The 21,564-nt window shown below is 72.4% G+C and carries 17 protein-coding genes; 7 read left to right on the forward strand and 10 right to left on the reverse strand.

The window, feature by feature from the left end; genetic code table 11:
• Window positions 1-14: 14 nt before the first annotated feature.
• The 9 genes from AB0F70_RS11765 to AB0F70_RS11805 form a co-directional block, all read right to left on the reverse strand.
• Entirely contained in the window at window positions 15-2,771 is a 2,757-nt protein-coding gene (locus tag AB0F70_RS11765; protein WP_357448011.1) for a beta-L-arabinofuranosidase domain-containing protein, read from the reverse strand.
• Window positions 2,764-4,203: an aminopeptidase P family protein gene (locus AB0F70_RS11770; RefSeq protein WP_357448013.1), complete on the reverse strand. Its 1,440-nt coding sequence runs from the start codon at window positions 4,201-4,203 to the stop codon at window positions 2,764-2,766. The genes AB0F70_RS11765 and AB0F70_RS11770 overlap by 8 nt, the downstream gene beginning before the upstream one ends.
• A complete protein-coding gene (locus AB0F70_RS11775; protein WP_357448015.1) occupies window positions 4,200-5,504 on the reverse strand; it encodes an alpha/beta fold hydrolase in 1,305 nt (434 codons plus the stop codon). Before AB0F70_RS11775 ends, AB0F70_RS11770 begins: the two co-directional genes overlap by 4 nt.
• Window positions 5,501-6,364 carry an ATP-binding cassette domain-containing protein gene (locus AB0F70_RS11780; protein ID WP_357448017.1) on the reverse strand — a complete coding sequence of 288 codons (864 nt, stop codon included), beginning with the start codon at window positions 6,362-6,364 and terminating at the stop codon, window positions 5,501-5,503. The genes AB0F70_RS11775 and AB0F70_RS11780 overlap by 4 nt, the downstream gene beginning before the upstream one ends.
• Window positions 6,361-7,260, reverse strand: a complete 900-nt coding sequence (locus AB0F70_RS11785) for an ABC transporter ATP-binding protein (protein ID WP_357448019.1) — start codon at window positions 7,258-7,260, stop codon at window positions 6,361-6,363. The genes AB0F70_RS11780 and AB0F70_RS11785 overlap by 4 nt, the downstream gene beginning before the upstream one ends.
• Complete coding sequence (locus AB0F70_RS11790) at window positions 7,257-8,249, reverse strand: ABC transporter permease (protein WP_357448021.1); 993 nt, start codon at window positions 8,247-8,249, stop codon at window positions 7,257-7,259. Before AB0F70_RS11790 ends, AB0F70_RS11785 begins: the two co-directional genes overlap by 4 nt.
• Window positions 8,249-9,184 carry an ABC transporter permease gene (locus tag AB0F70_RS11795; RefSeq protein WP_357448023.1) on the reverse strand — a complete coding sequence of 312 codons (936 nt, stop codon included), beginning with the start codon at window positions 9,182-9,184 and terminating at the stop codon, window positions 8,249-8,251. Before AB0F70_RS11795 ends, AB0F70_RS11790 begins: the two co-directional genes overlap by 1 nt.
• Window positions 9,185-9,188: 4 nt before the next feature.
• Window positions 9,189-10,895 carry an ABC transporter substrate-binding protein gene (locus AB0F70_RS11800; protein ID WP_357448025.1) on the reverse strand — a complete coding sequence of 569 codons (1,707 nt, stop codon included), beginning with the start codon at window positions 10,893-10,895 and terminating at the stop codon, window positions 9,189-9,191.
• 89 nt (window positions 10,896-10,984) lie between these two features.
• Window positions 10,985-12,886 (reverse strand): beta-L-arabinofuranosidase domain-containing protein, encoded by a 1,902-nt coding sequence (locus tag AB0F70_RS11805; protein ID WP_357448027.1) that lies wholly within the window; start codon window positions 12,884-12,886, stop codon window positions 10,985-10,987.
• 238 nt (window positions 12,887-13,124) lie between these two features.
• On the opposite strand from AB0F70_RS11805, the gene AB0F70_RS11810 reads away from it, so the two are divergent.
• From AB0F70_RS11810 to AB0F70_RS11840, 7 genes are all read left to right on the forward strand, one after another.
• On the forward strand, window positions 13,125-13,805 hold the full coding sequence (locus AB0F70_RS11810) for a GntR family transcriptional regulator (RefSeq protein ID WP_357448029.1): 681 nt from the start codon (window positions 13,125-13,127) through the stop codon (window positions 13,803-13,805).
• Between the two features lie 59 nt (window positions 13,806-13,864).
• A complete protein-coding gene (locus AB0F70_RS11815; RefSeq protein WP_357448031.1) occupies window positions 13,865-15,076 on the forward strand; it encodes an FAD-binding oxidoreductase in 1,212 nt (403 codons plus the stop codon).
• Window positions 15,073-15,387, forward strand: a complete 315-nt coding sequence (locus AB0F70_RS11820; protein WP_357448033.1) for a (2Fe-2S)-binding protein — start codon at window positions 15,073-15,075, stop codon at window positions 15,385-15,387. The genes AB0F70_RS11815 and AB0F70_RS11820 overlap by 4 nt, the downstream gene beginning before the upstream one ends.
• Window positions 15,384-16,868, forward strand: a complete 1,485-nt coding sequence (locus AB0F70_RS11825) for an NAD(P)/FAD-dependent oxidoreductase (protein WP_357448035.1) — start codon at window positions 15,384-15,386, stop codon at window positions 16,866-16,868. Before AB0F70_RS11820 ends, AB0F70_RS11825 begins: the two co-directional genes overlap by 4 nt.
• Window positions 16,852-17,769 carry a dihydrodipicolinate synthase family protein gene (locus AB0F70_RS11830; RefSeq protein WP_357448037.1) on the forward strand — a complete coding sequence of 306 codons (918 nt, stop codon included), beginning with the start codon at window positions 16,852-16,854 and terminating at the stop codon, window positions 17,767-17,769. Before AB0F70_RS11825 ends, AB0F70_RS11830 begins: the two co-directional genes overlap by 17 nt.
• 73 nt (window positions 17,770-17,842) lie before the next feature.
• Window positions 17,843-18,844, forward strand: a complete 1,002-nt coding sequence (locus AB0F70_RS11835; RefSeq protein WP_357448039.1) for a proline racemase family protein — start codon at window positions 17,843-17,845, stop codon at window positions 18,842-18,844.
• 68 nt (window positions 18,845-18,912) lie between these two features.
• On the forward strand, window positions 18,913-20,406 hold the full coding sequence (locus tag AB0F70_RS11840) for an aldehyde dehydrogenase (NADP(+)) (protein WP_357448041.1): 1,494 nt from the start codon (window positions 18,913-18,915) through the stop codon (window positions 20,404-20,406).
• On the opposite strand, the gene AB0F70_RS11845 is transcribed toward AB0F70_RS11840, so the two are convergent.
• On the reverse strand, window positions 20,407-21,405 hold the full coding sequence (locus AB0F70_RS11845) for an aldo/keto reductase (RefSeq protein ID WP_357448047.1): 999 nt from the start codon (window positions 21,403-21,405) through the stop codon (window positions 20,407-20,409).
• Window positions 21,406-21,564 lie beyond the last annotated feature (159 nt).

Genomic DNA, 21,564 nt, shown 5'->3' on the forward strand with positions numbered 1-21,564 from the left:
TGTCGCGCGCGCGGTCAGCCGGCAGGCGGGAGCTCGAGGGTCCGCACCGGCTCCTCGTTGCCCGCCCGGTCGGTGGCGGTGAACTCGATGACCTGGGGCTGGTCGCCCAGGGCGCGCGTGAACGGTTCGCGGAAGGTCGCCCAGAACGTGTCCGGCCCTTTCCACCGGATGCTGTCCACGCCGGAGACGTCGTCTGTGGCGGCGAGGTTGATCTCGACGCCGCGCAGGCCGAGGCGGCGGGCAGTCGCGGTGGTCACGGGCGGCGTGGTGTCGACGCTGACCTCGCTGACGACGTGCCGTTCCCGTCCCTCGGAGTCGACGGCGCGCGCCGTGACGGTGTGCACGCCGTCGCCGAGCCGCAGCGGTTCGGCTCCGGCCGGCTGCCACGGTCCGTCGCCGACCCGGACCTCGACGGTGGGCTCGCCGGCGTCAGACCGGGCCGTGATCGTGAGCTCGGCCGGCAGGTGGTACCAGCCGGTGACGCTCGGCGCCATGGCCGGGACCATCTCGACGTGGGGCGCCGAGCCGGCCAAGGCGGCTGTGGGTGCCTCGGCCAGGAGAGCGGCTTCTTCACGCGAGATCTCCTCGCGCGCGCCCTCCGCCTCGTCCGTGATCCTGTCGACGCCTCCCGCGTCTCGCCCGACGCCGGAGCGCGCGGCAGCCTGCAGGACGTCGCGCGCCTCTGCGGCGCTGAGCAGCCCCAGCCCGACGAATTCGTGCGCGGCGCGCAGCACGGCCCGGAGGAACTCAGGCCGGGAGGCGAAACCGCCGTCCGACCAGAGGACGTCGAGGAACGTGCCGCCGTCCCGGCGGGCCACGTTGGGCACACCGGAGTCGGCTGGCTCCGCGCCGGCGTCCGGTCCCGCTCCCGGTCCCGCTCCCGCTCCCGCAAAGGCGATACGGGCATCGGCCCGCCGCAGGTACATGTGGTACCGCGCGTCCGACCCGGACCATGCGGGTTCCAGGACGAGGCCGCCCAGCAGCCACGTGCCGTCGTCGGCGCTCGTCAGAGGCGCGTCGAGCGTCCCGTCCAGGCGCCGCCAGGTGGCGGCGGAGACCGGGAGCCAGGTGGTGGCCGCGCTGCGGGCCAGCAGCACGGTCGGCCCGAGCTCGATCGTCACCAGGGACGCGTCGTCGGGTGCGGGCACCTCGCGCAGCGTCAGCGGCATGGTCAGCTCGACCAGCGTGCCCGGAACCCAGTCCCGTCGCAGGGAGACGTACTGGCCGGGGACGACGTCAACGGGCTGCGGCTCGCCGTCGATAGTCACGGTGACCCTGCCGCCGTCGGTGACCCAGCCCGGAACCCGCAGCCGGAGCTCCAGGTCGCCGGTGGCGTCCACCCGGATAAGGACCCTGCCCTCCAGCGGGTAAGTGGTCTCCTGGACGATGCGTACGTCCTGCTCGGCCCACCGCAGGGCGGAGGCCACGTAAAGGTTCACCCAGATCGTGCGGTCGGCGCCGGGGACCGACCGGAAGTAGATCGAGTCCTGGTACTTGACGTGGTTCTCGAGCCCGGTGCCACCGCAGCACGTGCCGACGTTGTCGTACTCGCGCAGCGCCCCCGGATTGACCGGGTACATGTACGTGACCTCCGGCGAGTCGTCCGAGTCGACGTCGTGCCGCGAGCCGAGGACGTGGTTGGTGACCGCCCGCTCGTAGTAGTCGGCGTACCGCGGGTCGCCGGTGCGCCCGAACAGGGCGCGGGCGAGCTTGAGCATGTTGTAGGTCACGCAGGTCTCGGCGTTCCGGTTGCCGATGTCGCGCGCGACGGCGCCCGCCGGGCCCCACAGCTCGTTCTCGCCAGAACCCCCGTGCGCGTACGTGCGCCCCGGGACGAGCATGTCCCAGATGTTGACCACGGCGTCCAGGTAGCGCGCCTCGCCCGTCAGGTCGTGCAGCGCGAGGTAGCCGAGCAGCGTCGCGGCGTGCTGGTTGGCGTGCATGCCGTCCAGCACGTCCCGGCCCGACGCCGTCGCGTCCAGCAGCGAGTCCAGGTCGAAGAGCCGGGCCGTCTCGACGAACTGCTTGTCGCCGGTGAGTACCGCGAGGTCGCACAGCACTTCGTTCATGCCGCCGGCCTCGCCCGCGATGTACAGGGACCACATGTCCCTGCGCTGGTCCGCGGACAGGACGCACAGCCGCCCGTGCACCCAGCGCCCCATCCCGGCGGCGATCTCGAGCGCCGTCCGCGACCCCGCGTGCCGGTACGCGTCGAGCAGGCCCGCCATGATCTTGTGGCACGTGTAGTACGGCGCCCAGATCTCCCCGTACGGGGCCAGGCCCTCCAGCCGGGAGAACTGCCACTCGCCGTACGCGGCGAGGAACCCTGGATGGCTGTAGCGGCCCGACGCCGCGAGCGCCTCCTGGACCTCCCGCAGGCCCTCGACCAGGTGGTCGACCTTGGCCTTCAGCTTGGCCCGCGGACCGTCGTCGCCCGTACCGGCATGGGCGAGCGCGAGCATGGACAGGAAGTGCCCCGCGTAGTGGCCGCGCAGCAGGTTCGCCGTGGGCGCCGCCTCGCGCCCCGGGTACTCGTCGGGTCCCCAGGCCTGCTCGTCCGGGTGGCCGAAGTCCTCCCACCCGCCGGGCGGCAGCGCCCCGCGCGTGTCCAGGCCGGCGTTCGCGCGGAAGACGGCGAGCAGCCGGTCGACGGGGTAGGCGTGCGCCAGGTGCAGCATCTGGTCGCGGGCGCGCGTGAAGATCCCGTCGTGCAGCTCGACGGCGTCGAGCGGGAACGGTTCGGCGACCGCGGCGGAGAGTGGCTCAGGCATCGCCCATCCGCTCCTTGGTCCAGCGCTCGATGCCCGCAGCGGAGATCGGCAGGGCGTCGGACAGCACGTCGGCGCCGTCGGCAGTCACGAGCAGGTCGTCCTCGAGGCGGACGCCGATCCCGCGCAGCTCGGGCGGCACCGTCTCGTCGTGCGCGTGGAAGTACAGCCCGGGCTCGACGGTCATGACCACTCCCGGCTCCAGGGGCGCGGCCTGGTAGGTCGGGTAGTCGGAGTGTGCGCAGTCGTGCACGTCCAGGCCCAGGTGGTGGCCGATACCGCAGACCAGCCAGCGGCGGTGCTGCTGCCCGCCGGGGGACAGCGCCTCGTCGACCGACACGTCCAGCAGCCCCCAGTCGTGCAGGCCCTGCGCGATGACCTCCATCGAGGCGAAGTGGAAGTCGAGGTACTCGACGCCCGGCCGGATCTGCGCCATGCCCGCGCGGTGCGCCTTCTCGACCAGGTCGTGCACATCCCGTTGCAGCGCACTGAAGCTGCCCGACGGCGGGATGGTCCGCGTCACGTCGGCCGTGTACAGGGAGTTCGCCTCGACCCCCATGTCGAGCAGCAGCGGCATGCCTGGCAGCACGGGGCCGTCGCAGCGCACCCAGTGCAGGGTCGGCGCGTGCGGGCCGGAGCCCACGATCGTCGTGTACCCGGGCCCGTTGCCGTACGTGCGCGCATGCCTGTCGAAGGTGCCCTGCAACCAGCGCTCGCCCAGCCCGCCGATCGCGCGCGGCAGCTCCGCGACGACCGCCTCGAAGCCGGTCACCGTGTGGTCGACCGCCTCGCGGAGCTGCGCGATCTCCCAGTCGTCCTTGATCATCCGCAGGTCCGACAGCGCCCGGGCGAGATCCTCGGACGGCTTCAGGCCGTACCGGCGCACCAGCTCCTCGTCGACGGACGGCGACGCGAGCGCCCCGTCCAGGGTGTCCAGCACCGCGTCGAGCGCGGACAGCGGTTCGACGGCGATGCCGAACGCCTCCGCCCAGTCGCCCAGGTCCGGCGACGGCCCGACCCAGAGCTCGCCGTACGCCGCGTTGCCGAAGAACGCGCTGTCGCCCGGCTTGGCCGGCGGCGGCAGGTAGAGCGTCGCGTCGTGGCTCCCGCCGCTCGCCCGCAGGACGAGCACGCCGTCCTCGGCCTGCGCACCCGTGAGCCAGACGAAGTCGCTGTCCGCGCGGAACCCGTACTGCACGTCGCCGTTGCGCAGGCTCGCGCGCCCCGCGCCCACCACGACGTCGCTCGCGCCGATCCGCTCCGACAGCCGGCGGCGGTGCCCGGCCGCGGCGGCTGCCGCCCCGGGCGTCATCGGCACGACGACGGCGGGCGTGCCCCAGCCGCGCGCCATGTGGGCGTTGAACGCCTCGCTCTCGACCAGCCGGGGTGCGCGCGTCCCCGCGTACGGGGGGCGGGTGGTGTTGGGGTTCGTCATCGAATCTCTCCTCCTCGGTCGCGGACCAGCTCTCGCAGGCGGGTGAACACCCGCGGGTCGCCGATCCCGTCGTGCTCGTACTCGTTGGTGACCCACGCCTGGGACGACCCGACGCGCGAGAGCGTGTCGAGCTGCAGGCCCGAGTCGACGAACATGTCGTCGTGATAGACCACCGCGGCGACGGGCACCTCGTTGGCGGCCAGGCGCTCCAGGTCGTACAGCGGCGACCACTCGGTGCGCTCCGCGAGCTCGTGCACCGCGCCCGCGAACGGCCGCAGCAGGCGGATCTCCTCGAACATCCACGGGAAGGCCATCTCGCCCGTGAACAGCAGCGGACGGCGGTCCGGGCCGAACTCCGGCCGGCGGTCCCGTTCGGCCTGCGCCGCCCAGCCCGTCGGGCCGTTGGCGCCGTGCCCGTAGATCGACTCCTGCAGCGTCCAGAACAGCGGACCGTCCGCCTGCGACGTCCGCACCATCGCCTCCTGCAGGAACCCCGCCGACAGCCGGCCGGGCCGCGCGAACGCCTTCTCGACGAACCAGTGCATCCGCTCCGTCCCCGGCTTCATGCCCAGATCGATGCCCGTCGACTGGAACCGGTGGGTGGTCAGCACGTCGCCGTCCGGCAGCAGGACGTCGCCCTCGGCGAGCCGGTCCGCTATCGCCGCCACCGCGTCGACGTCGGCCGGGTAACGCTCGTAGTACTCGCGCGTGCGGCCGGCCACCCGGCCGAACGTCCTGCGGTACACCTCGGCGGCGTCGGGCGGCGTGCCGGGCACCCCGCCAGCGATGTAGCAGGCGCGCAGCGCCTCGGGCGCCACCGACAGGTACGTGAGCGTGATCCAGCCGCCGAAGCTCTGGGCCAGCGTCGTCCACGGCCGGCCGCCATAGACCCGCGCACGCACCTCCTCGAGGTCCGCGACCAGCGAGTCCGCGCGGAAGCACGCCAGGAGGTCGGCGCCCGCCCGGGCGTCCAGACCCGCCAGCACCTCGCCGTCCAGCGGCGTGCTGCCACCCGTGCCGCGCTGGTCCACCAGCACCACGCGATAGTCGCGCAGCGCCACGTCCAGCCAGCCGTCCCGCCGCAGCGGACGCGGGTTCGCGCCGCCCGGCCCGCCCTGCAGGTACACGAGCAGCGGCAGGTCGTCGTCCCGCCGCACCGGGTCCACCAGCTCGCGGACCAACAGCTCCACCCCGCCCGCCAGCCGGCCCGACCGGTCCAGCGGCACGGTGAGCCGGCGCTCGCGGACGCCGATGCCCGGCAGGAGGTACGAGGTCCAGCCCGCGCCGATACCCGCGCTCATGCCTGCGCTCCGAACTGGACCTCGGACGCCCGGGCCGCGTTCGCCCGCCGCTGCCGCTCCCACTCGGGGCGGATGCGCGGGACGGCGTCGAGCAGCTTGCGGGTGTACTCGTGGCTGGGCGCGCCGAAGACCGCGTCCCGGTCGCCCTCCTCGACGATCTGCCCCTGCGTCATCACCGCGACCCGGGTGGCGATCTGCCGCACCACCGCGAGGTCGTGCGCGATGAACAGGTACGTCAGGCCCTCCTCGCGCTGCAGGTCCCGCAGCAGGTTGATCACCTGGGCCTGGACCGACACGTCGAGCGCCGAGACCGCCTCGTCGCACACCACCACACGCGGGCCGACCGCCAGCGCGCGGGCGATCCCGATGCGCTGCGCCTGACCGCCCGAGAACTGCGCGGGGTACTTCTGCGAGTGGTCGGGGTCGAGGCCCACCCGCTCCATCAGGGAGCGGGTGAACGCGCGGGCGCCGCCCGGGACCGGCCGCCCCTGGTAGACCAGCGGAGCGGTGACTATCCGCTCGACGGTGTGCCGCGGGTTGAGCGACGAGAACGGGTCCTGGAAGACGACCTGCACCTCGCTGCGGAACCGGTTCAGCGCCGACCGCTTGAGCGTCGTGACGTCCTCGCCGTCGAGCTCCACGGTCCCGGACGTGACGTCGAGCAGGCGCGCGGCGAGCCGCGCCGTCGTCGACTTGCCCGAACCGGACTCGCCGACCAGGGCGAGCGTCTCGCCCGCGCGGATCTCGAAGCTGACGTCGTCGACGGCCCGGAACCGCTGCGGGGGACGCACCAGGCCGCCGGTGCCCAGCACCGGGAACTCCTTGACCAGGTTCGTGGCTCTCAGGAGCGGCTCGCTCATGCGGCACCTCCGTTCTTTTCTGCGACGGCATCTGCGACGACGGCGCCCGGCGCCACCGCGCGCAGCTCGCCGATCTCGTCGTCGATGCGCGGGACGGCGTCGAGCAGCGCCTGGGTGTACGGGTGCTGCGGCCGCGTGAAGATCTGCTCGACGGGGCCCCGCTCGACGCACACGCCGTCCTTCATGACGACTATGTGGTCGGTGATCTCGCTGACCACCGCGAGGTCGTGCGTGATCAGCACCAAGCCCGTGCCGGTCTCACGCCGGATCTCCTGGAGCAGGTCCAGGATCTGGGCCTGCACGGTGACGTCGAGCGCGGTGGTCGGCTCGTCCGCGATCAGCAGCTCGGGCTCCATGCTCAGCGCCATCGCGATCATGACGCGCTGGCGCATACCGCCCGAGAACTGGTGCGGGTAGTGGTGCACGCGCCGTGCGGCGTCCCGGATACGCACCCGCTCCAGAGCCGCTATCGCGACCTTGCGCGCCGCCCGGCGGGTCACGCCGGGACGGTGGGCGCGGTACGCCTCCTCGATCTGCAGCCCGACCGTGTAGTACGGGTTCAGGGAGGACAGCGGATCCTGGAACACCATGGCTATGCGGTCGCCGCGAACGCGGCGCAGGTCGGCCTCGGACATGCCGACCAGCTCCCGCCCGCGCAGCCGCACACTGCCCGTGCGCCGTGCGGCCCTGGGCTGCAGGCCCATGATCGCGAGGCTGGTCATGGACTTCCCGGAGCCGGACTCGCCGACGATGCCCAGCGCGCCGCCGGGCTCCAGGTCGAGGTCCAGCGATCGGACGGCGTCGAGCGGGCCGCGCGGCGTCTGGAAGGTGACCGTCAGGTCGCGCACCTCGAGCAGGGCGTCGGTGTCGTTCTTGACGCTGGACTCGGTCGTCATGCGTTCACCCGCACTCTCGGGTCGATGGCGCTGTACACGACGTCGACCACTATGTTTCCGACGACGACGAGGAACCCGGCCAGCAGCGTGACGCCCATGATCACCGGCTGGTCGTTGCGGGCGATGGAGTCGGCGGCCATCTTGCCGACGCCGTTGATCCCGAACACGGTCTCGGTGATGAGCGCCCCGCCCAGCAGGCCGGCGAAGTCCATGCCGAAGATGGTCACCACCGGCGTCAGGGCCGGCCGCAGGGCGTGCCGCCGCCAGATGAGCGACTGCGGCAGGCCCTTGGCATAGGCGGTGCGCACGTAGTTCTCGCGCAGCACGTCGAGCACGTTGGCGCGGGTGAGCCGCGTGTAGGCGGCCGCGTACCCGATCGCGAGGACTATCCACGGCATCACGAAGTTGAGGAACCACTGTACGGGGTCGTCCGCGAAGGCGACCGCCTGGGGGAACGGCAGCCACTGGAGCTGGACCACCAGCACGTACTGCAGCACCAGGGCGAGCACGTAGTTGGGGATCGACATGCTCGTCAGCGTCAGCCCGGTGGTGAACCGGTCGAGGAACGTGCCCTCCTTGACCGCGCTGAGCAGGCCGCCGACCACTCCGGCGAGCAACCACAGCACCGCGGCGCCGATGGCGATCGTCGCCGAGACGGGCAGCCGCTGCACGATCATGTCCCAGACCGCCTGGCTGGACTGGAACGAGTAGCCCAGGCACGGCGCCGCGCAGTCGACGGCGCTCGCGCCCTCGCCGTAGGTGCGGCCCGCGAAGATGCCGACGACGAACAGGAAGAACTGGGTACTGAACGGCTGGTCCAGCCCGAGGTTGCCGCGGATCTGGTCGATCACCTCAGGCGTGCAGTTCTTGCCGCAGATCTGCACCGCCGGGTCCGGCGAGAGCGCGAAGAAGACCAGATAGGTGAACAGGCACACCAGCAGCAGGACCACGAGGCCCGACATGACGCGCGTGACGAGGAACCGGAGCATCAGCGACCCTCCTGGGCGTCGACGACGGCGCGCAGCCGGTCACCGAGCACGGTGAACGAGAGCACGAGCAGGAACAGGCACACGCCAGGCACCACGAAGTACGCGGGGTCGACGGCGTACCACTTCACGGAGGCCGCGATCATCTGCCCCCAGCTCGGGGCGGGTGGCACGACGCCGACGCCGAGGAACGACAGGCCCGCCTCGGTGCCGATGTACCCGGGCACCGCGAGGGTCGCCATCACGATGATCGTCGAGCGGAGGTTCGGCAGGATCTCGCGGAACACTATGCGCGTCCCGCTGGCCCCGGCCGCCCGGGCGGCCTCGACGAACTCGCGCTGCGCGAGCGACATGGTCTGCCCGCGCACGATGCGTGCCAGGTAGGGCCAGCCGAAGACCGAGATGACCACCACGAGCAGCCCCGAGCGGTTGCTCGCGGGCAGGGCGGACAGCACGGCGATCATGAAGATGAGCGCCGGGAACGCCATGAGGAAGTCCATGACCCGCGAGACGACGAGGTCGACCCGCCCGCCGAAGTAGCCCGCCACGAGCCCGAGCGACACACCCAGCACGGTGGTCAGCGCGGTCGCCGACAGTGCGATGCTCATCGAGACCCGCGCGCCGTAGACGATGCGCGCGAAGATGTCGCGCCCGCTGCCCGGCTCGACGCCGAGCCAGTGCTCGGCGCCCATACCGCCCCACGCGCCGATCGGCATGCCGCCGAGGTCGGGGTCGATGGCGCTCTGGTCGAACTCGTACGGCGTCCAGCCGCTGATCGAGGTGAGCACGGGCGCGAAGACGGCGACGAGGGTGACCAGGGCGATGTAGCCGAGGCCGAGCATCGCGCCGACGTCGTGCCGCAAAGCCCGCCAGGTCCCGCCGGCACCGCCGCTCTGCGCGACGGTGCCGGCCGTGAGGTCCGTCTGGGACGGCATCATCGGGTCAGCCCTTCTCGGGGTCCTTGAGACCGACGCCGACGTAGTCGATGCCGCCGGTCGCGGCGTTCGCCGAGGAGAAGAGGCCGGTCACGTTCTCGCCCGGCAGCGTGACGCCCTTGGCGACCATGAGCGGGACGATCGGGGCCAGCTCGAGGATCTGCTCGTCGAGGTCACCCCACTGCACGTTCGCGGCGTCGATGTCCGTCATCGCCCCGATCTCGTCGATCCGCTCGTTGATCTCCGGGTCGTTGATCTGGGCGAGGTTGCCGTTGCCCTTCTCGTAGATGTTGCGGCCGTCGAACAGCGGCGGGATGAACGTCGCGGCCGACGAGGCCCAGTCCGGGCACCAGCCGGTGATCGCGGCGTCGTGCTGCTGCGACGGGGTGCCGATGGTCTCGTAGTAGGTGGACGTGTCGATCAGGTTGAGCTCGACGGTGATCCCGACGCGCTCGAGCGCCTGCTGGACCGCCTCGGCCTGGGCCTGCATGGACTCCTGGGCGCGGATGTCGAGGGTCATGGTGAACCCGTCGGACAGGCCCGCCTCGTCCAGCAGCTTCTTCGCGGCCTCGACGTCGCCCGTCCCGTCCTGCGACGGGTACAGGTCGAAGTCCTTGTGGCCCGCGACCGACGCCGGCAGGATCGTCGTGGACGGGGCACCGAGCTGCGTTCCGCCGCTCGCGTTCACGATCGTGGTGCGGTCGATCGCGTAGCTGATCGCCTGCCGGACGCGGACGTCGTCGAGCGGCTTCTTCGTGGTGTTCAGGCCCATGTAGGTCGTGCAGATGCCCGGGAACTCCAGGACGCGTTCCTTGAGCTGCGGCGTCTGCAGGCGCGGAAGGGTGGCCGGCTGGATGTTGCCCGCGATCGCGTTGACGTCGGCGCCCTGCCCGGCGATGAGCCGCTCGCCGATGGTGGCCGGGTCCAGGCCGATGGTGAACTCCCAGCCGTCCGGCTTGGCGGCACGCACCTCGTCCGTTGCCGGGTCCCAGTTCTCGTTGCGTGTCAGCTTGATCGTGCTGCCCGGCACGTACTCGGCCAGCTTGTACGGGCCCGAGGCGATGAGCTCGTGGATGAACTCGTCGCCCGCGCCGCTGTCCACGGGGAACGGTGTCGCGTTCACCTGGGAGAGCACGGCGTCGAACTCGGGGAACGGCTTGATGAGGTGGAAGACGACCGTCTTCGCGTCGGGCGTCTCGATGGTCGGCAGGTCGCCGCTCTTGTACGGGCCCTCGTAGCCCTTCGGGGCGTCGATGACCTGCTTGAGGTATGGCGAGCCGATACCGATCTGCGGGTCCCAGGCCCGGGAGATGCCGAACTTGACCTCGGCGGAGGTGATCGGGTCCCCGTTGTCGAACTTCAGCCCGTCCTTGAGCGTGTAGGTCCAGGTCAGGCCGTCGTCGGACGCCTCGCCGAGGCTCTCGGCGAGGTCCGGGACGATCTCCGTCGGGTTCTCGGACGAGCCCGGCGCGGAGGTCGTGAGCTGCCGGTAGACGAGCCGGTAGAAGTTGTTCACGCCGCCGTCCCAGCCGCGGGCCGGGTCGAGGTACGAGAAGTCGGCGTTCTGCAGCACGTGGACGGTGCCGCCCTCGGCGGGCTCGGCGGTGAACCCACCACCCCCGGAGGAGTCGTCCGGTGCGGCACCGCCGCAGGCGGCCAGGGCGAGGGTCGTGGCGGCAGCGAGGACGGCTGTCGATATCCGATGGAGCTTCACGAGGTTGCCTCTCGGTCGGTGACGCCGGAGCGTCGAGGGTCGTACGGGCAGGGGCGTGAGGGCAGAAGCCCTCTTGCGGGTCGGTCCGGTCAGGTGTGCCGGAGCCAGACCCGCATCGCCCCGGGTTCGCGGTTCGCCCAGAGGTGGTAGGGCACCAGCGGTACCTGCGTCGTCGTCGACGAGGTAGGTGGGTCTGTCCGGTTCGCGGCGGGGTACGGGTCGTCCGACGGCGGGGGCCGCCGGCTCATGTGTGCGGTCACTGCATGCCGCAGCACTGGATCGTCGGACGCCGGAGCTTCTTCGACGGCGTGCACGACGAGCTCGTCGACCGGCGCGGGGGAGTCGGCCTGCTCCAGGCAGTGCACCACCGGTCCGCGCGCGGCCGCGACGGCGCCGCGGGTCGCGTCGACGGCGGGGTGCGAGACGACGAGCGCCGGACGCATCGGCAGGTCGAGCACCATCTCCTGGCCCGGCCGCCACGCATCGGTCAGGTGCAGCCAGCTGTCCGGGGCTGCGCCGTCGACCGCGCTGTTCACCGGCTCGCCGTCGACTGTGACCCGCGACGTCGTCGCCCAGCCCGGGATGCGGAGCGTCAGCGTCGACGGCTCGTCGCGGGCGGCGAGCACGCGGACCGTGACGCGACCGTCCCAGGGGTAGTCGGTGACGACGTCGACCGAGAGCGCAGCAGACCGCACGCGGCAGGCGGTGAGCAGCGCGATCGTCAGGCCGTCCGGCGTCTCGAGCGCCACGTGGTCCTGGAGCCCGCTGATCCAGCGCGCCGCGTTCGGCGGGCAGCAGGCGCAGCCGAACCACTGCCTGCGCAGCGGTTCCGCGGGGTCGACGGGCCGTCCGTCGGTGTGGTCGGGACGGCGCTGCAGCGGGTTGTCGTAGAAGAAGCGGGTGCCGTCCAGCGAGACGCCCGCGGCGAACCCGTTGTAGAGGACGCGCTCCACGTGGTCCAGGACCGCGGCGCTCCCGGTGGCCAGGAACAGCCGCCAGCCCCACTGCATGGTGCCGATGGCGGCACAGGTCTCGGCGTAGGCGCGTTCGGAGGGCAGCTCGTACCGGTCGCCGAACGCCTCGTCCGAGTGCCGCGACCCGATCCCGCCCGTGACGTAGGACTTGGTGCGCACCATGTCGTCCCACAGGCGGAGCAGGTGGTCGATCCGGGCCGCGTCGCCGCGCTCGATGGCGACGTCGGTGGCACCGGCCGCCAGGTAGACCATCCGCACGGCGTGCCCGGTCACCGTGTCCAGGTCGCGCAGCGGCGCGTGGTCCGCGTAGTACGCGGGCCCGAACGGCGCCTCGGTGAAGAGGCCGGAGCCGCGCCGCTCGACGAACAGCTCGGCCTGGCGCAGGTAGGGCTCGTGGCCCGTCTCGCGGTACAGCTCCACGAGCGCCGTCTCGATCTGCGGGTGGCCGCAGTACTCCGCGCGGCCGTCCTCTCCGAACCGGTCCACCACGAGGTCCGCGAACCGGCGGGCGACCGCGAGCAGCCGGTCGTCGCCCAGCTCGCGCGTGGCGACGAGCGCGCCCTGGATCAGGTGGCCCAGGTTGTACAGCTCGTGCCCGCCGGCCAGGTCCGTCCACGGCGGGACCGTCGCGTCGGGGCCCTGGTGGAACGACGACAGGTACCCGTCGTCGGCCTGGGCGCGCTCGACGAGGGACACGGCCTCCTCGTAGAAGGCGCGCACTGCTGCGTCTTCGGGCGCCGGGTCTTCGGGCGCCGCGTCGCGAGCCAGCTCGTACGCGGCAGCCTCCAGCGTCTTGTAGACGTCGGTGTCCATGAACGGGTAACCGCCGCGGAACGGCTCGCCGGTCTGCTCGGCGATGCGGCGGAAGTTGTCGAGGACGCCGGAGGCCCGTACCTGCTCGACGACGTGGGGCAGCGTCGCGGCAGTGTTGCGCTGCTGCCACCGGCCCAGCAGGCCGTCGGTGAGCGCTACCCGGGCCGCGTGCTGCTGCGCCCCTGTCCCGGCGTCGTTCCGCATAGTCCTCCGCCCGTGGTTCATCGGTCAGCGATATGTGATGCGTGATATTCTACTGACCGACGGTGGCGGTGTCGATGGGGTGAATGTAAACGACGCGTTTCCGCGCCTCCCGGCCGATCTCGGCCGCTGCATCCCGGCCGGCCCGCACTGCCTCAGGTACCCTCAGGCGCCATTGACCACGGGGTTCGCATCCCGTGTAATATTCTACTAGCGTTGCCTGACCACCCAGGAGTGCAGCATGAGCGCCACAACACCCACCCCGTCGGTCCGTCGTCTCGCACCGGTCGCGAGCCTGCGCGAGCAGGTCCACCGCGCCCTCGTGGCGGCGATCGTCGCGGGTGAGCTCGAACCCGGTGAGCTCGTCTCCGTGCCGACGCTCGCCGCACGGTTCGACGTGTCGGCGACGCCGGTGCGCGAAGCGGTGCTGGACCTGGAGCGGCGCGGGTTCCTGGAGGCGGTGCGCAACAAGGGGTTCCGCGTCACCCGCGTGAGCGACCAGACCCTGCGGCACGTCGCCGCCGTCCGGCTGGTGATCGAGCCGGTCTGGATGGAGCGGCTGGCCAAGTCCTTCCCCGTCGGGCAGCTGGCGGAGTTCCGCGCGCTGGCCGACGAGATCGTCGAGGGCGCGCGCACCGGCGACCTGGTCGCGTACCTGCAGGCGGACCAGACGTTCCACCTGCGGCTCATGGGCTTGCTGGGCAACCCGGTGGCCGGCGAGATCGTTGCCGACCTGCGCGACAGGGCGCGCCTGCTCGGGCTGTCGACGATGGTCGCGAGCGGCACGCTCGCCAGCTCGGCCCAGGAGCACCACGAGCTGCTCGACCTGCTCGCCGCCGGCGACGGCCCGGGCGCCAAGTCGCTCATGGAGCGGCACATCGGGCACTCGCTCGGCACGTGGGCGGGCAAGCCGGAGGACTGACGCCGTCGTCGCTCGTTGACGTTGCTTGTCGACGCGGAACTGACCAGATGATCGAGGGGGTGGATGTGGCAGCGGACGTCGTGATCGTCGGCGCCGGGATAGTCGGCGCGGCCTGCGCGCGAGCCCTTGCCCGGGCGGGCGCCCGGGTGACCGTGCTCGACCGCGGGGCGGCCGCAGCCGCGACCAGCGCCCACGGTGAGGGCAACCTGCTCGTCTCCGACAAGGGTCCCGGCCCGGAGCTGGAGCTCGCCAAGGTGTCGCTGCGCCGGTGGTTAGCGCTCGCGGACGAGCTGGCGGACGAGCTCGGGCCCAGGTTCCCCTCCGTCGAGCACGAGGCCAAGGGCGGCATGGTCGTCGTCACGTCTGCAGTCGGACTGGCCGGGCTGCGCCGGTTCGCCGAGGCGCAGCGGGCGTCCGACGTCGACGCGGTCGAGCTGACCGCCGCCGAGGCCCGCGAGCTCGAACCCGACCTGGCGCCCGGCGTCGTGGGCGCCGTCCACTACCCGCAGGACGCCCAGGTGCAGCCCGTCGCGGCCGCCGAGGCGCTGCTCGCGTCCGCGCGTCGCGCCGGCGCGGAGGTCCGCACCGGCATCGAGGTGACCGGCCCGCTGCTCGGGGCCGACGGCGCTCTCGCCGGCGTCGTCACGTCGCAGGGCGAGGTGGCCGCCGGCGCCGTCGTCGTGGCCGCCGGCCCCTGGTCGGCGGAGGTCGCCGAACGGCTCGGCTCCTGGATCCCCGTGCGACCGCGCCGCGGGATGGTGCTCGTGACCACGCCCATGCCCCAGCGGATCCGGCACAAGGTCTACGACGGCGACTACTTCGCCGCGACGCAGTCGGCGGGCGCCGAGCTGCAGACCTCCGCCGTCATCGAGTCCACACGTGGCGGGACGGTGCTGATCGGGTCGAGCCGCGAGCAGGTCGGGTTCGACGAGCGCTTCCGGGCCGAGGTGCCCGCCGAGATGGCGCGGCGGGCCGTTGCGGTGTTCCCGTTCCTGGCCCGTACCCAGGTCATGCGGTCCTACCTGGGCTTTCGCCCGTACATGCCCGACCACCTGCCGGTGATCGGCCCAGACCCCGTCCGCGCCGGGCTGTGGTTCGCGACGGGCCACGAGGGCGCAGGCGTCGGGCTGGCCCCGGCGACCGGTGACCTGCTCGCCGCGCAGCTGCTCGGGTTCGAGCCGCCCGTGGATCCCGGCCCGTACGCCGCCGACCGGCGGACGCTCCTGGAGGCCCGGCCATCGGAGTTCCGGCCATTGGAGACCCGACCATGACCTCGTACCGCGTACCGGCGGAGCGCGATCCCGTCCGTCCGGGCGCCGACCGACCGCTGACCATCCTGGTGGACGGCGAGCCCGTCACCGGGACGGCCGGTCAGACCATCGCCGGGGTGCTGCTGGGTGCCGGACGGCGGGAGTGGCGCACCACCACGACGGGCGGCGCCCCGCGCGGCGTGTTCTGCGGGATCGGCGTGTGCTTCGACTGCCTCGTCGAGGTCAACGGCCTGCGGGACGTGCGTGCCTGCCTGCGGCGTGCGCAGGACGGCGACGTCGTGACCCCGCAAGGACCGGAGGCGACCGCGTGAGCGGTACGAGGAGAGACGCGACGAGAGACGTGGTCGTCGTCGGCGCGGGCCCGGCCGGGCTCGCCGCCGCACGGGCCGCCGCGACCGCTGGGGCGCGGGTCACGCTGCTCGACGCCGCCGACGGGCTCGGCGGCCAGTACTGGCGCCACCTCCCGGCCGAGCGCCCGGCCGACCGCGAGGGCCTGCTGCACCACAGGTGGGCGACCTACGGTGAGCTCGACGACGCCCTGCGCGCGCACCCGGACGTGACGGTGCTGCCCTCGGCCCAGGTCTGGTCGCTCGAACGGCTCGACTCCGGCATCCGGCTCAACGTCCTGGTCGGGGAGCCCGACGGCGCCGGACGCGAGGCGCTGGTGCTCGAACCGGACGCCCTCGTGCTCGCCACGGGCGCCCACGACCGCACCCTGCCGTTTCCCGGCTGGCAGCTGCCCGGCGTCTACTCCGCGGGTGCGGCGCAGGCGCTGGCGAAGGGGGAGCGGGTGGCGGTCGGATGGCGCGTCGTCGTCGCCGGGGCCGGCCCGTTCCTGCTGCCCGTCGTGTCGTCGCTGCTGCAGACCGGCGCGGACGTCGTCGGAGTGCATGAGGCGAGCCGGCTCGGATCCCTCGCCCGCGGCTGGCTGAACCGGCCGTGGGAGCTGGTCGGGGCCGCGGGCAAGGCCGGCGAGCTGGCCGGGTACGTCCGCGACCTGGTGCGCCACCGCGTGCCGTGGCGGCCCGGTGAGGCAGTGGTGGCCGCGCACGGCGACGGGCGGGTCGAAGCGGTGACCGTGGCGCGGCTCGACGAGCGCTGGGCACCGGTCGCCGGGACCGAGCGGCGGATCGAGGCTGACGCCGTGTGCGTCAGTCACGGCTTCACGCCGCGCCTGGAGCTGGCGATCGCCGCCGGGTGCGACCTTACGCCGGACCGGTTCGTGGTGGTCGACGAAACCCAGGCCACCTCTGTTCCAGGAGTGTGGGCCGCCGGCGAGGTCACGGGCATCGGCGGCGCCGACGCGGCGCTGGCCGAGGGCGCAGTGGCCGGGACGGCGGCGGCCGGCGGCGACACCTGCACCGGAGCGGCCCGCGCAGCCGGCCGGGCACGCACCCGGGCGCGCGGCTTCGCGGCGCGCATCAAGGCGGCGCACGGCATCCGCGGCGGGTGGACCGGCTGGCTGCGCGACGACACCGTCGTCTGCCGCTGCGAGGAGACCACCTACGGACGCGTGCGCGAGGTCGTCGAGCTGACCGGCTCGCACGAGCCTCGCTCCGTGAAGCTCACCAGCCGCGCCGGGCTCGGCCCGTGCCAGGCGCGCATGTGCGGCCGGACGCTCCAGGAGCTCCTGGACGGTCCGGAGGCCACTGATGTCGCGCCGCCGACCGTGGACCGTCGTCCCTTCGTCGTCCCTGTCCGGCTCGGTGACCTCGCGGCCCTGCCCTCAACTTCCCGACCATCAGCATCAGCATCCAACCCGGAGGAGACCGGACATGAACCAGCGTTTTGACCTCGGCGGCGTGATCGTCGCTACCACCCTCGCCTTCAAGCCGGACGCCTCCGCGCCTGCAGGGCTCGCCGTCGACTACGAGCGGTTCGCCGCGCACTGCGAGTTCCTGATCGACAACGGCTGCCGCGGCGTCGGGCCGAACGGTTCGCTCGGCGAGTACTCGTCCCTCACCGACGACGAGCGCCGCAAGGTCGTGCAGACCGCCGTCGCGACGGTCGGCGACCGGGGGCTCGTCGTCGCCGGCGTGCACGGCGTCGGCTCGCACCAGGCCAAGCACTGGGCAGAGCTCGCCAAGGAGGACGGCGCCGACGCCGTCCTGCTGCTGCCGCCCACCATCTACCGCGCGAACCGGTCAGAGGTGATCGAGCACTACACCCGCGTCAACGAGGTGGGCATCCCGATCATGATCTACAACAACCCGTTCGACACGAAGGTGGACCTGACGCCCGACCTCCTCGCGGAGCTCGCCCAGCTGGAGAACGTGGTCGCCGTCAAGGAGTTCTCGGGCGACGTGCGGCGCGTGCTGGAGATCAAGGAGCTGGCCCCCGACCTCGACGTGATCGCCGGCGCCGACGACCTCCTCTTCGAGTCGCTCGTGGCGGGCGCCACCGGCTGGTTCGCCGGCTACCCGAACGCGTTCCCGCGCGAGGCGGTAGAGATCTACACGCTGGTCACCGAGGGCAAGATCGCCGAGGCGCGCGAGCTGTACAGGCACCTCGTGCCGGCGTTCCGCTGGGACTCCCGCACCGAGTTCGTGCAGGCGATCAAGCTCTCGATCGACATGGCCGGGCAGAGCTACGGTGGGCCGACTCGCCCGCCGCGCGGCCCGCTGACGGCAGAACACGAGGCCGAGGTCCGCAAGGACACGGAGTCGGCCCTCACCTACATCGCCTCCCGCTGAGTGCTGGATATTTGCCCCCTCGAAAGGATTCGACAGGGCAAATACCCAGCACTCAACGGACCAAGGAGAGAGCATGCGTACCAGTCGGACCATTACCGCCGTCGACTCGCATACCGAGGGGATGCCTACGCGGGTCGTGACCGGGGGTGTCGGGGTCATACCTGGGGACACCATGAACGACCGGCGGCTGTACTTCATGGAGCACATGGACGACCTGCGGCTGTTCCTCATGAACGAGCCGCGGGGCCACGCCGCGATGAGCGGCGCCATCCTCCAGCCGCCGACGCGGCCCGACTGCGACTGGGGCGTCGTCTACATCGAGGTGTCCGGCTGCCTGCCCATGTGCGGGCACGGCACCATCGGCGTGGCGACGGTCCTGGTCGAGACGGGCATGGTCGACGTCGTCGAGCCGGTCACCGAGATCCGGCTCGACACCCCCGCCGGGCTCGTCGTCGCCAAGGTGGCAGTCAGCGACGGCCATGCCGACGCCGTCACCATCGAGAACGTACCGAGCTTCGTGACGGCGCTCGACCAGGTCATCGAGGTGCCCGGCTACGGAACCGTCCCGTACTCGATGGCGTTCGGCGGCAACTTCTACGCGCTGGTCGACCTCGACGACCTCGGGCTGCCCTTCGACCGGGCGCGCCAGCAGGACCTGCTCGCCGCCGGGCTCGCGATCATGGACGCGATCAACGAGACCGCCATGCCGAAGCACCCCTCGCTCGACGGCGTGGAGGGCTGCCATCACGTCGAGCTGATCGCCCCGGGCTCCGACGCGCGGCACTCCCGCCACGCGATGGCCATCTACCCCGGCTGGTTCGACAGGTCGCCCTGCGGCACCGGGACGTCGGCCCGCATGGCCGAGCTCTGGGCCCGCGGCGAGCTCGCGCTCGACACCGACTTCGTCAACGAGTCGTTCATCGGCAGCCGGTTCGTCGGCCGCCTGGTCGCGGAGACCGACGTCGCCGGCGTGCCCGCCGTCGTGCCGACCATCACCGGGCGCGCCTGGGTGACCGGAGCCGCCAACTACCTGCTCGATCCCAGCGACCCGTTCCCTACGGGCTTCGTCTTCTGACTCTGCTTGCTCGGACCTGCCCGCTCGACCTGCCCGTCGTACCCCCCCACCCGCTGAGGAGCCGACCCATGACCGCCACCGCGGCACCTGATCTCCACCGCACCGTCGACGACGTCGCCCGCCGGGCCGCCGACGCCTTCGACGAGCTCTCCCGGACGGCGCCCCACGTCCGCGCCGAGGGCCTGCGCCGTGCGGCCGCCGCCCTGGCCGACCACGCGGACGAGCTGGTCGCCATCGCCCAGGAGGAGACCGGCCTCGCCAAGGCTCGCCTGCGCGGCGAGCTCAAGCGCACCCAGGTGCAGCTGCGCCTGTTCGCGCACGTCGTCGCCGACGGCGCCTACCTCGACGTGCGCCTCGACGAGGCAGACCCCGACTTCGTCCTCGGCCCCCGGCCCGACCTCCGCCGCAGCCTCTGGCCCGTCGGACCGGTGCTGAACTTCGCGGCGAGCAACTTCCCGTTCGCCTTCTCCGTCGCCGGCGGGGACACAGCGGCGGCGCTCGCGGCGGGCTGCCCCGTGATCGTCAAGGCGCATCCCGGGCATCCGCTGCTGTCCGAGCGGGTGGCGGAGCTGGTCTCGGCGGCGTTGGCCGAGGCCGGGCTGCCGGAGGCCACGCTGCAGCTGGTCATCTCGCAGGACGCCGGGATCGCGCTGGTCGAGCACCCGGCGGTGCGGGCCGCCGCGTTCACCGGGTCGCAGCGCGTGGGGCAGCTGCTGGCCGCCCGGGCCTCCGCGCGGCCCGACCCGATCCCGTTCTTCGGCGAGCTGGGCAGCGTCAACCCGGTGCTCGTCTCGCCGGAGGCGCTCCGCGAGCGGGCGGGTGACCTGCTCGCTGGATACGTGGCGAGCGTGTCCGGTTCGGCGGGCCAGCTCTGCACCAAGCCGGGCTTCCTCGTTGTCCCCGAGGGCACCGAGTACGACGACGTAGTGGTCTCGGCCGCGGCGCAGGTGCCGGAGCACCGGCTGCTCAACCCGTCGATCGCTGACGGGTACGAGCGGCGGGTCGGGCAGGTGCTCGGGGTGGACGGCGTGCGCGTCGTGCACGCCGGCGGGTTCCGGTGCGACGCCGACGGGCAGGCCTGGGTGACGCCGACCTTCGTCGCCGTACCGCTCGACCTGCTGCGGACCGCCGGGTCCGCGCTCCTCGACGAGGTGTTCGGGCCGTTCTCCGTGATCGTGGAGTACCCGGACGGCACCGACCTGGCGGACGTCGTCGCCGAGCTGTTCCCCGGCAACCTCACGCTGACCCTGCACCTGGGGTCCGGAGAGACGGAAGGGGAGTGGGCGAGCCTCGTCGCGCGCCTCGCGCGGCACGCGGGCCGGATCCTGCTCGGCGGCTGGCCCACCGGCGTGGCGGTCACGCCGGCGATGCAGCACGGCGGGCCGTGGCCGGCCACGACTACCGACGGGACGTCCGTCGGCACTGCGGCGATCGGCCGGTTCCTGCGCGGGGTCGCCTTCCAGGACGCACCGCAGGAGCTGCTGCCCCCGCCGCTGCGCGACGACAATCCGTGGGATGTGCCCCGGACGGTCGCCGCGCGTGGCGAGTCGTCGCTCTGGTGACTACAGCCCCGTCATGCGGAGCATCGCCTCGGTATAGCGCTCGCCACTGACCTGGATCTTCTCGGCGCCGACCGCGATCTCGGCCAGGTCGGCAGCGGTCAGCACTACGTCTGCGGCGCCGATGTTCTCCTCGAGGCGGCTGATCCGGCGGGTCCCGGGGATCGGGACGATCCACGGCTGCTGGGCGAGCAGCCAGGCGAGCGCCACCTGCGCCGTCGTGCAGCCCTTGCGGGCCGCGACGGCGCCGAGCAGCTCGACGAACGCCTGGTTGGCGTCGCGGTTCTCCGCCTCGAAGCGCGGAAGCCCCGTACGCATGTCGTCCTCCGCGAGCTGGGTGGCGGAGGTCAGCGTCCCCGTGAGGAACCCTCTCCCGAGCGGGCTGAACGGGACGAACCCGATGCCGAGCTCCTCGAGCGTGGGGAGGATGTCGGGTTCGGGGTCGCGGGTCCACAGCGAGTACTCGCTCTGCAGCGCCGTGACGGGCTGGACCGCGTGCGCGCGACGGATGGTGTCGGCCCCCGCCTCCGACAGCCCGAACCGGCGTACCTTGCCGGCCTGGATCAGCTCGGCGACGGTGCCGGCGACGTCCTCGATCGGGACCTGCGGATCGACGCGGTGCTGGTAGAAGAGGTCGATCACGTCCGTGCCGAGGCGGCGCAGTGCGGCGTCGGCCACCTCCCGGATGTGCTCGGGGCGGCTGTCCGTCCCGACGCTCCGGCCCTCCTCGTCGAGCCTGAAGCCGAACTTCGTGGCGATGACCATCTGGTCGCGCACCGGGGCGAGCGCTTCGCCGACCAGCTCCTCGTTGACGAACGGTCCGTACACCTCGGCCGTGTCGAAGAGGGTGATCCCGCGGTCGACCGCGCCGCGCAGGACGGCGATCATCTCCTCGCGGGTGCCCGGGTTGGGGCCGTAGCCCTGGCTCATGCCCATGCAGCCCAGCCCGATGGCCGAGACATCGAGGCTGCTCGTCCCGGATCCCAGTGTTCGTGTCTGCATCAGTGATTCCTCGGTCGTGATGAAGGGTTGCCCGAGCGTATGTCCCCCGGTCGGCAGTTGGCATCGACCGCCGCCGTACGTGAACTCGCCGAGCGCCGCCGTGTTGGCGTCGTTCGCCACGTGCACGGGCAGGCCCATCCGGTCGCCGAGGATCTCGGC

The organism is Promicromonospora sp. NPDC023805, from assembly GCF_040639635.1.
Taxonomy (GTDB): domain Bacteria; phylum Actinomycetota; class Actinomycetes; order Actinomycetales; family Cellulomonadaceae; genus Promicromonospora.

Coding starts and splice junctions, on each gene's coding strand:
- AB0F70_RS11765 (WP_357448011.1), bottom strand. CDS start 2,771: ATGCCTGAGCCACTCTCCGCCGCGGTCGCCGAACCGTTCCCGCTCGAC.
- AB0F70_RS11780 (WP_357448017.1), bottom strand. CDS start 6,364: ATGAGCGAGCCGCTCCTGAGAGCCACGAACCTGGTCAAGGAGTTCCCG.
- AB0F70_RS11795 (WP_357448023.1), bottom strand. CDS start 9,184: ATGATGCCGTCCCAGACGGACCTCACGGCCGGCACCGTCGCGCAGAGC.
- AB0F70_RS11835 (WP_357448039.1), top strand. CDS start 17,843: ATGCGTACCAGTCGGACCATTACCGCCGTCGACTCGCATACCGAGGGG.
- AB0F70_RS11790 (WP_357448021.1), bottom strand. CDS start 8,249: ATGCTCCGGTTCCTCGTCACGCGCGTCATGTCGGGCCTCGTGGTCCTG.
- AB0F70_RS11845 (WP_357448047.1), bottom strand. CDS start 21,405: ATGCAGACACGAACACTGGGATCCGGGACGAGCAGCCTCGATGTCTCG.
- AB0F70_RS11820 (WP_357448033.1), top strand. CDS start 15,073: ATGACCTCGTACCGCGTACCGGCGGAGCGCGATCCCGTCCGTCCGGGC.
- AB0F70_RS11805 (WP_357448027.1), bottom strand. CDS start 12,886: ATGCGGAACGACGCCGGGACAGGGGCGCAGCAGCACGCGGCCCGGGTA.
- AB0F70_RS11840 (WP_357448041.1), top strand. CDS start 18,913: ATGACCGCCACCGCGGCACCTGATCTCCACCGCACCGTCGACGACGTC.
- AB0F70_RS11810 (WP_357448029.1), top strand. CDS start 13,125: ATGAGCGCCACAACACCCACCCCGTCGGTCCGTCGTCTCGCACCGGTC.
- AB0F70_RS11785 (WP_357448019.1), bottom strand. CDS start 7,260: ATGACGACCGAGTCCAGCGTCAAGAACGACACCGACGCCCTGCTCGAG.
- AB0F70_RS11775 (WP_357448015.1), bottom strand. CDS start 5,504: ATGAGCGCGGGTATCGGCGCGGGCTGGACCTCGTACCTCCTGCCGGGC.
- AB0F70_RS11770 (WP_357448013.1), bottom strand. CDS start 4,203: ATGACGAACCCCAACACCACCCGCCCCCCGTACGCGGGGACGCGCGCA.
- AB0F70_RS11830 (WP_357448037.1), top strand. CDS start 16,852: ATGAACCAGCGTTTTGACCTCGGCGGCGTGATCGTCGCTACCACCCTC.